Raw genomic sequence first — 9,721 nt, 5'->3', positions numbered from 1 at the left:
GCGGCACGGCGGAGCCCACCCCGCTGTTGGCGGCCGTGCTGTGGGCGCAGGCGGTGCGTGTCTGTTCCGCTGTCCGATGGTCTGGTCCCTGGCACGGGGCGTGGGGCTTGCTGTGCACCACTTCCACGGCCTTCTTGTAGGGCTCTGGGACCTCAGGAAGACGGAACAGTTGGATCTGCAGTTCCGTGGGTGGGTCGACCTTTGAGTGACGTGGCTGACGTGGCATGGGAGGCCATTCTATGGTCTAAAGCATGCCCGCAGCAATAGCCCATGCAACGGGTATCGGGTGTTCGGGATTTTTATAAAAGGGGGCCCTCACAGTGCTTTCCTTATTTAAAAGACACTTTCCCGTTTAATACATTTGGGAGCTTGAAATCCAGCACTGGCGCGGGTTTGGGGCCGATTTGGGCTATGTCTATGGGATCAATGGTCACCACCAGTGGGGCTCCCTGGCTATGGATATGGGAACTAGGTCACCATCCATGGGAGTTTAGGTCTGTGGATATGGGAGGTTGCACCGATCCCATATCCAGAGCCCTTTGATTGGTCTGTGGATATGGGACGCACGCGCTTTCAACAGGGTTTTACTATGGGCGATGTTTATGGGACGGAGTTCTTCGTTGCCTGACCAGCGCGTGGGCTACATCCATGGGACGTGATGCGGTGAGTGCCGGAGCCAATGGTCACTATCTATGGGAGTAGAGCGCCGCTGCCGCGCTTCTTGGCGTGCAGGGCGGGCTGCGGGCGCGTGAATGGAGGCGGAGATCTGCTTGTTCACTATGTAGTTCTCGTACCCGCGACGCCCTCCCCTGCTGTCGCGTTCACGGCCTGCACCTGCGACAAGCAGTATGGGCTATGTCTATGGGAAGGCATCGCCGTTTCAATGGGCTACGGATATGGGATCCGGTTCAACTGCTGGCCTGGCTGCTTCATGGTCACTGTTTATGGGACGCTCGCTGTCCCGTCTCGAACCCCACTGCCCTGTATGGTCACCAGTTATGGGGGTCTTTGGGGCTGGGATCTACTTGCTTGCACACCGCCTGTGGGCACTTTAGGCCGGGTCTAGTGCTGTTTTCGGGCTCAGCGCGGTGGGTGAAGCGGGCGTGATCTGATGGTCTACATCTATGGGATGTCTTCAGCGGGCTGCACACGGCTTGCGGATCACGATTTCCCATAGATGGTGACCTAATAGATCAGCAGAGGTTGCTTTTCGACCCCCGATATCGAGTGACGCTGTGGTAGTGCGCTCCCTTGAACGCTGTGGGATCTACCACCCCTGTAAGTGCCCACTCTCGCGGGATGACGCTTCGGACATGGGCCGACCCATTTCAATTCGGTATGGTCTAAGAATATGGGATGGAGGGGCTACAACTCGCGAGGAGCCCCTGGGCTTGCCAACGGCCAGCTGCCAGGTAACGGTCCGCAATGATGGAAGGCCGAAAGGGCTAAGGTTATGGGACGGAACTGGCCTCAATCGGGCTTTTTTTGCCTGTTTGCGCCCTCGCCATCCCATAAGTGGTGACCTTAATGCGACCGAAGCGGGCGTTTTTCAGACCCGATTTTCGATTCGAATGTGCTAACCATCTCCCATAAATGGTGCCCATGTGTTTTGGAGTGGTCACTCACTCAAGCGCAATGCCCTTGTCTGCATGGCAGTTGGCACAACTAGGAGATAGGGCTACAGATATGGGATGGCGGGTTGTCCCGCTTTTCGAGCTGATCACCTTCCCAAGAGGCGACAAGAGGCATGGCCGGAGACGTGCTGAAGGGCTAGAAGAGTCCCGGCTTGCTTCGGCCGTGGCGGCGGGGACGTCAGAGGAGCCGGCCAGTGCCAAGCGCAGCTGCAGGCCGAAGCGGTTATTGTCAGGTGCTCTGCGCTCCCGAGTCAGGTCCCTGGCCGGTGCCCGAACCCGCCTGCGCGAAGCCTTCAATGGTGGCCACCAGCGCACGCTGCAAATCAGGTAGGCGATCTGCCGGCACTCCCTTGACCGACAAATCGCATTGCCCTCGCTTTGCAAAGATTTTGACGACCCCTTTGTAGTCGCCTACGCTCAATGACTGTTGCGAGCTACGTTCGCGATGCTTGACTCCATCGAGCTTCGATTTCACGAGCGCTATGACTTGTTGCTTAGAAAGGTCTTTCGACCGGATGTCGTCGATGACCTGAAGCGCAAGCTCTGTGGCCTCAGCCAATTCAGCTGGATCCTTACGTCGCTCGAAGATTTCGCTGACCGCGTGCAGGATAGTTACCCCGCTGGTGTGTGAGCTCTCTGACATCCGCACAAGCACGCGATCAGGCATCCGGCCTATGCGCATGTAGGCACTGACCTGGGACTCTGACATCGGCCGCCCCGACAGGTCGGGGATGCGCTCCATGATCTCCCGCTGAGACCCAACATGTCCAGCGTCCATCAGCTTGCGGAGGCTGATCGCATGGTCGATGGCAGTGGGTTGGCTGCGGAGATCGTTGTAGCGACGTGCTTTGAGGTACAACTCGATGCCAGAAGCTGGCTCTTCCTCAAATTTCACGACCAGTGACGCGACGCCCGACACCTTCGCCGACCGATAACGGGTTCCGCCATCGATCAACTTCACCCTGCCGTCCTTCACGTAGCCGTGGGCAGCATCATCTTGCGACTTGGGAAGTGTCTCTGCGATCTTGTCGACCTCAGCATGCTGATAGATCTGGCGGGGGCCTATTTCGTTCAGGTCGATCAGATGCAGCGGGACTTCAACAATCGAGCCTGGGACGCACACGCCCAAGTCAAACGGCTGCACATGAATGGCAGGAGCGGGAGCAGCCTTAGCGGACAAGCCTGTGGGCTGCGTGCTGATGATGCCTTGAGCTACCTTGAATCGGTCAACAGCCTGGTCGTGCGCTTTGCTTTGCAGACGCTCCATTGATGCAGCTGTGTTTGGCTTGAGCCGTGGAGGAGTAACAGTTGCCATGGTTATTCAGCCTTTTCAGTTGGGATTCCTAGCAGCTCGCAGACGCTGTCAGCTAGGAGGTCCAGTTCGGCGATAGCCTCGCCTGGCTTTGGCATTGAGTGCGCAGTAGCGCCGCTGAGCATTGCCCGAGTAAACGCGACCCGATCTCCCAGTTGGATGGGAAGGACAGTGAACTCGGGATAGCGCGCGTTATTGGATATTGATTCCAACATCATCCGTTCGTCTGCCCGGTTCTTCCGATATGCAGTCCCAAGGATGCGAACGGGAAAATCAAATCCCGATTCAATCCGCGCCTTCTTCGCAAGCTCCAGCGCAGCCGGTAGCGCCGTCACGTCCGCTGGTGTGAGTTTCGTAGGAATGATCGCCAGGTCGCTAACAAGCAGTGAGGCCCAGGTCGAAGGGTTGTCAACGGCCGGAGCACAATCCACAAAAATTAGGTCATATTTGTGGCTGAGTATCTTCAACTCATCCGTGACTTTGTTCCCGTAGTGGTGGCCCACCCACAGTGTGGCCGGGAATTTATAGCCCTCATCTGCGTTCGTGAGCCAACTCGTCGTGGTTTGCTGCGGATCCATATCAGCAACAAGTACGTCGTAACCCCGCCAGCCAAAAGTACCGGCAAGTTGGCACGTTGTGGTGGTCTTTCCAACACCACCCTTTTGATTGAACACCGTAACGATTTTGGCTGGCATTTATAACTCCTAGCAGTTCGTTTATTTTCGCTGATAGCCAATACGATTGCAATAGCAAATGGCAAATTTACTTAGTTATCAATTGTTCAGCGAGTTGAATTCTTTAGGCACTAAAAACAATCAATCTCCCAGCCATCGCCCTACTCCACCTTGGACCCGACTATGAATTAGAGGGCGAACCCTTCTAGGGAAGGCGGAGGCGGGGATCTGGATGGTGGCGCGCGTTAGGCAGTAAGTCGTCCCGTGGAGTGGCGGACTTCAACCGGTTGAAGATCTTCCCCCTCATTCGATTTTCTGTGCGCGGTGTTCTGAGTGAAGCCTTTCGTCTGACCGATATGTCTCCTTGTGGTACAGCACAGATCCGTTGGCGCCTGAAACTTCAACCGGTTGAAGTTCAGCGTACAGGCGCATGCATTCCGTTGTGAAGCTGCCGCGCCTGTGGCAAGGGGGTCATGGCTGCATGCGGCCACGCGAAAAGCTTGAATTGCGGAGGCACTGCAAGAATGTAATCAAAACTTCAACCGGTCGAGGTTCCGAGTCAGCACGAGCTGATTCGCCGAAGGGTGCGCCCGCGCTCCCGGGATAGATCGATTGGCCCATGTATGCTGCGGTGTTGGGTAGGGTGCTCGGCGCACATTGTGGCAAGCAGAATAGTCGCCGCCCGGATGAAGGTCAGAATCTAAGGTAAATGTTCCACCGTGGGGTAGCTGCGAGGGTTGGCGCCATGGGATGAGCTCGCTTGCAGTGAGCCATATGGCGTGGGGTGTGCGACGCCTAGTGGCTCAAGTGCCAAAGACTTCAACCGGTTGAAGTCGAGATGTATCCAGAGCACTCCCTACAGACTTTCCGGGCACCACAGTGTTGATGAGATACATGTTGGGCTGGTACAGCGGCTCCGGCTGCAACTTCGCTATCCGGCTCCCTGCGCTACCGGAAGAGCAGCAGCCGGGTGGCCGGCCGCTCGTCGCCACAATAGGCGCTTTCTGAGCGCCTGGAAGAGAGCCCCGGCAAGGTCGAATCCGAAATCAACTAATGCAAGCCTGGCTCATAACGCCGCTTGAAGTTGGTCGCGCGCACGGTCCTCCCGCTTCGTAGCCGCCAGACTTCAACCGGTTGAAGTTCTCCCACTGGTCAGTGCTCAACGGCGTGCGTCCTCGGGGTGGCAGACTCAGCTCACTTCAACCGGTTGATGTTTTGTTAGATGGCTTGGTATCGGCGTCAAAGCCCCCGTTCGCACGACTGAACCGGGGGTCAGGGTTAGGGTTGGAACCACGTTCCGGCTGAGAGTCAGAGGGACATGGGCGAGGCGAGCCCGTCCGGTATTGGGGTGCCACATCCTGCCGGAAAGAACGCCGGTAGCGCGTTCAGAATTGACTTCAACCGGTTGAAGTGTCTGGGTTTTCGCTGTGCCATGAGGAAGCGTCGATATAGGGCTGCGGATCCCTGCACTAGTCCTTTAAGAGATCGCGTCTCCTCTGATTGTTGCGCCGCTCGGGTGTGGCTTCTCAGGAGTGCTTAAAGTGCTTTTCACTGACGAAACTTGGTATTGGAAAGCGAGTCAGTGCCTTCGGCTTTGGGTTTGTACGCGGCGGCGCGTCGGGGCGCAGGTCATACGCCGTGAAGATTGGAAAAACTTCAACCGGTTGAAGGCCGGAGTGCCACGGTATGTCTTCCGCTCGGCGCGCGAGAGCATGACCGTCATCGGTTGCTTGTGGCGGCGCCGAAAAACTTCAACCGGTTGAAGTTGCAGATCCGAGCTGACTTATCTCGCCGTGCAATTGCGCGCCTGCGATAGTGGCATTGGGACTGAGTTCGCCTGGGAAGGCGCCGATGGCGTAGCGCACAGGCGCATTGAGGAGAGTTTCAAAAACTTCAACCGGTTGAAGTTCCAGGCCCAGGCGGGCGTATCAAAGTGATCGCGTTGGAGTTGCTTGTCCATTGCTGTCTAATGAAGCCTAGTCTTGACTTTGCTTCAAATTCGGTAGTTGCAAAAATTAAGGATTGTTAGTGGTGGATCGGCGATTGGTGTTTGATTTACGATCACTCCCATCGAACATCTCAAACTCGGAGCCTTGGGTCGCAACAGCCTTCCGCTCCAGCTGCGAGGTGACGGGGAGGGTGCAACGGTGTCGGCATTTGCATTGATCAACACCTGACAGGGTGCCGGAGTGAATGGCCAGCATGGTTCGCCAGATGCGCGTCAACGCCTCCCGTTAGATCTGGGCCACCAGCAGCCAACTGGCGCAACATCAAGTGTCTGCTGCCATGAGCCCTCGAAAGGCAAAGCAAACAAGGAAAGTGCTGGCAGATTGGCATCGGCCAAATTGACCTGAAAGCCTGTAGCACGCTAACACGACGAGGCCTGGAGAGGTTGCTGGTGAACGAAAGGACTTGCACAGGGCGCGAGTGCGGGAAGTGGCAAACCGCCCGGGTGATCTGCCTCGCTGAGAATGTCTTGCAGTGGTCGAGCGAGCCACTACCTGGACGCCTGCGAATCTTGGGACGGGGCGGGCCAAAGCTACCCGCGCGTTGCATCAGAGCCCTGCCGGCGATTGCGCGCCTGCGCCGCTACCATGGGCCTCTTCTGGCAGATGCCTTCGCATGCGAAGTTGAGCAGGCGACTCTGTGGAGCCAGGCCTCTACAGTTGTGCGCGGACACAGTTGGGGGCCTACCTCCCCAGGCCATAAGGCATTGCCGGGTCACTGGCGGTGCACTGGCCGACTTGCGAAGCTCAACTCGGTCTTTCTGTTGCTTGGCGGTGCACTGGCGGGTCACAGCGGAAACGAAGATGCGCTGGTCGGCGTGGATTGGCCAGCCAGGCACTTGCTTCTGCTGGTGGATCGGCAGAAAGGCAGTAGTACCGATCTCTTTCAATGCCGAAAAAGAAGCCCCATTGAAGGGGCTGTTGGGCGTAGAAACTGGTGCGCTACTGGGCCGTGTCAGGCCCATGATCCCGGTCGGCCTTTTTCTTGTTTGGCTCCTTCGCTGGAAGGCGAAGAATGGTCGGCAAGCCGCGGACGGCGTCGTCCCAATGCAGAGGTCGCTCGGGATTGCGCGAGAGGTAGCTGATATAGCCTTCACCCACATTCCAGCGCTTCGCCAGGGCGCGGTATGTCCATCCCTTGCGCATCACTTCATTCTTGAATTCCAAGGCACTCATCGCCGTCGATTCCATCGCATTCCCTGCTGGCACATATGTCCGAAAGCAAACCAACCGCGAGTCTAGATGGTGGATCTGAGGCGGGACCCAAGTCCATACCCCATTCTCGGCACCGCCCGGCGAAAATGAACCAGAAACGACGCTTTTCGACGCTAAAGACACGCGGCCGGTAATTATGATCGTTCTTGGAAAAACTTCCGAGGTAGGTACTGGAGTCGCTACACGCTTCCAGACCATCGCCGCAACTGACAGTCGAAGGGGAATGAATGGCGTGGAGACATCTTGACCTGGTGGCGCTTGTCGTGGGGGCCACGGTAGGCGCAGCGCTCTACGACTTTGCTCATCTCTTCTGGGGTGTCGAAAAGAACTGGGTTCTGGCCGTGTGCGCTGCATCGCTTGTCGGCTTTTTTGCCCGATACGTCGTGGCTCGGGTGTGCGGGGTCAATGTCGCCAGGAACCCCGGCTGAGCCAATGACGCCATACAGCTTCCAATCCAAGGAAGACACCCTCACCCTCCCAGGGGTTCCGCCTCGCCCGGCGACCAAGCTCTCCCCCTCTCGGCTCCCGAATGCCCGCGATGATTGGGCGCCAACCCGCAAGCAAGGCTTGAATGTTTTTTCGAGCTGCGCCAACCTCGTCGCCAGCCTGGACATGCCAGCTCGGCGACTGCTAGCTGAGTTGGAGAAACAGTGCGATCTGCAACGAATGAATACGAGGATAGAGGTTGATGCCGCAGCGGTTTTGGAGCTGGTCAACGCCGTAGCCGCAATTGAGTCAGCGCGGGTCTTGAAAGCCAGATCTATCAGGTCCGCGGACATGGCCGCCTCGCAACGCCTGTTGGGCATTTCAGATGAAGTTCCCACCAGGGCAGATGCGCCAGAGGGCACCAGCCAATCTGGGCCAGACAAATGCCCAACAAAAAGTCCTACCGAATGACGATCGAACACCTGAAAACGACGCTGATACCAGCACTCTTCGCCGACACCGCCCGGATCTCCGAGTATGGAAACAGCCAATCGGGCTCCGACGCGGTGAAGGCAGTCTCAGACATCATGGAGCTCGGGCCTGTCGGAGCACTCGCCACTTGCATTCGAGAAATCCTTGCGACGCTGAAGGATGCTGATCCGCGCACGGTCAGCAAGCAGCCTACTTGGCTCGATACGCTGCTTGGACGAAGCATCGAGTGGCAGGTGCGATACCAGGTCGCAAGAAAGAGCTTAGATGATCAGCTAGCTCACGCCGAGGGTGTTGCTCAGCTCGTACAAGACGCGCTCGCGCGAATCGCGATGCTCCAGACAACGCATGCCGCTGAGTCGTTGCGACTGACCGAGCACATCGCCGCCGGCCGCCAGTTTCTGGACGAGAACCCTCTTGCTGGCGTGGTCGATAACGCAACCCTGCAGTTCGACAATCCGCGTGAGCGTTTCGCTCGCAAGCTTGCCAACCTGGCCACCTTGTTGTCGTCGCACGAGATGAGCGCGATGCAGCTGAGCCTCACGCGGGCTCAAGCGGTGGACATCCTGGACAGGTTTCGTGAGACGGCCTCAACCCTCATTCCTGTTTGGCGGCAGCACACGCTTTCGCTCACCAACAACAAGAACATGTCGCCAGAGATGCTTGCGCTGGCCACCAAAGCGCATACCGACCTGATGAAGAGCCTGACCATTAGTGTTGATGGCCTGGCGAGCAAATAGCAAAGGCATAGAAAACATGAACACCACCGAACTGACACACGAGATCGAGCAAACCTCTGAACTTGCCACTTCAAAGCTCGCCGAGTTGGGACTCCAGGCCTCTGATACGGCCGAGATTCTGAGCGTCGCGCAGCGGATCAATCTCGATGCTCCAAACACCATCGCAGAGTTCGGGCGCGATGTTGCGGAGCACACCTCGCAGTATGCGGACAACCTTCTTGATCAAGTCAAGAATGGCGACCTGGACGACGCTGGGGCCAAGCTCGCACAAGTGGTGTCGGTTGCGCGATCGTTGAATCTAGGCCCGATGTCGGATCAACGCTCGCGCATCCCTGTCATTGGTGGCCTCATCGACAAACTGAGGTTGAAGGGAGGTGATCTCGTGGGGCGATTCGACACCACACGCGTTCAGATCGAGAAGCTCTTGACGGAGGTTCAAACCACCCAGGCAGGATTGGCGGAGCGCAACCGAAGCTTGGAGAGCATGTATGCGGCAGTGGTGGAAGAGCACCGGATTCTCGGGATCCACGTCGTCGCTGGACGAATTCGCCTCAAGGACCTATCGGCTCACAGCGAGGAGCTGCGGAAAGTGGTTGGCAACGATCCTTCGAAACTGCAGCACCTCGTGGACTGCGATGCGCTGACTGCGAACTTGCAAAAGCGGGTGGGCGACTTGACCGTCTTGCAGCAAAGCGCTTTCCAGAGCCTGCCGTCCATTCGGATCATCCAATCCAACAACCAGCTGCTCATCGACAAGTTCCACACGATACGTGAGGTCACGGTACCTGCCTGGAAACGCCAATTCGTGCTGCTTCTGTCGCTGAATGAGCAGCGAAACGCAGTCGATCTTGCTGACACCATCGACAACACAACGAATGATCTCTTGAAGAGCAATGCAGCATTGCTGCATCGCAACTCTGTGGAGACCGCAAAGGCAAACCAACGACTCGTCATAGACGTGGACACGCTGCAAAAGGTGCAGAACACCCTGATTCAGACAGTGGATGACGTACTGAAAATCCAGCGCGAGGGCGTGCAGAAGCGAGCGGACGCCAGTATGCAGATTGAGATCATGCGGCGAGATTGACCTTGCCCCTGTTTCGTGTAGTTCTTAACCCACGATTCACGCGGCCTTTTTGCGCTGTGCCTCGTACCAGCGTTGTTCGTACTGCATCGGGCTGAGGTAGCCCAGCGAGGAATGCAGCCTGCGGTGATTGTAGAAGGC

At 57.3% G+C, this 9,721-nt stretch carries 7 protein-coding genes; 2 read left to right on the top strand and 5 right to left on the bottom strand.

The genetic code is table 11. The features are described from left to right. From ACK59X_RS22595 to ACK59X_RS22580, 4 genes are all read right to left on the bottom strand, one after another. The coding region (locus ACK59X_RS22595) for a hypothetical protein (RefSeq protein WP_409960621.1) at window positions 1–226 on the bottom strand (226 nt) is incomplete at its 3' end. A gap of 1,637 nt (window positions 227–1,863) precedes the next feature. Next, a complete protein-coding gene (locus ACK59X_RS22590; protein WP_409960620.1) occupies window positions 1,864–2,901 on the bottom strand; it encodes a ParB/RepB/Spo0J family partition protein in 1,038 nt (345 codons plus the stop codon). A gap of 50 nt (window positions 2,902–2,951) precedes the next feature. Continuing rightward, window positions 2,952–3,641, bottom strand: coding sequence for an AAA family ATPase (locus ACK59X_RS22585; RefSeq protein ID WP_409960619.1), 690 nt, complete (start codon window positions 3,639–3,641; stop codon window positions 2,952–2,954). Window positions 3,642–6,568: 2,927 nt separating this feature from the next. Then, window positions 6,569–6,817: a hypothetical protein gene (locus ACK59X_RS22580; protein WP_409960618.1), complete on the bottom strand. Its 249-nt coding sequence runs from the start codon at window positions 6,815–6,817 to the stop codon at window positions 6,569–6,571. Window positions 6,818–7,734: 917 nt separating this feature from the next. Between ACK59X_RS22580 and ACK59X_RS22575 the strand changes: the two genes are divergently transcribed. Both ACK59X_RS22575 and ACK59X_RS22570 read left to right on the top strand, forming a co-directional pair. After that, on the top strand, window positions 7,735–8,496 hold the full coding sequence (locus ACK59X_RS22575; protein WP_409960617.1) for a protein KlaA: 762 nt from the start codon (window positions 7,735–7,737) through the stop codon (window positions 8,494–8,496). A 16-nt stretch (window positions 8,497–8,512) separates the two neighbouring features. Further along, window positions 8,513–9,583, top strand: coding sequence for a toxic anion resistance protein (locus tag ACK59X_RS22570; RefSeq protein WP_409960616.1), 1,071 nt, complete (start codon window positions 8,513–8,515; stop codon window positions 9,581–9,583). A 36-nt stretch (window positions 9,584–9,619) separates the two neighbouring features. Here the strand turns inward: ACK59X_RS22570 and ACK59X_RS22565 are convergent. Beyond that, window positions 9,620–9,721 (bottom strand): IS3 family transposase (locus ACK59X_RS22565; RefSeq protein WP_409960622.1); only part of this gene is annotated, 102 nt, incomplete at its 5' end.

The organism is Acidovorax sp. (assembly GCF_046339755.1).
Taxonomy (GTDB): Bacteria; Pseudomonadota; Gammaproteobacteria; order Burkholderiales; family Burkholderiaceae_C; genus Acidovorax.
Note: the sequence above shows the minus strand (reverse complement) of the source record. Positions and strands in the feature narration are given on the sequence as shown.

Bases quoted from the DNA above. Each gene is read 5' to 3' on its own strand.
- ACK59X_RS22580 (WP_409960618.1), bottom strand. From the start codon at position 6,817: ATGGAATCGACGGCGATGAGTGCCTTGGAATTCAAGAATGAAGTGATG.
- ACK59X_RS22575 (WP_409960617.1), top strand. From the start codon at position 7,735: ATGACGATCGAACACCTGAAAACGACGCTGATACCAGCACTCTTCGCC.
- ACK59X_RS22585 (WP_409960619.1), bottom strand. From the start codon at position 3,641: ATGCCAGCCAAAATCGTTACGGTGTTCAATCAAAAGGGTGGTGTTGGA.
- ACK59X_RS22590 (WP_409960620.1), bottom strand. From the start codon at position 2,901: ATGGAGCGTCTGCAAAGCAAAGCGCACGACCAGGCTGTTGACCGATTC.
- ACK59X_RS22570 (WP_409960616.1), top strand. From the start codon at position 8,513: ATGAACACCACCGAACTGACACACGAGATCGAGCAAACCTCTGAACTT.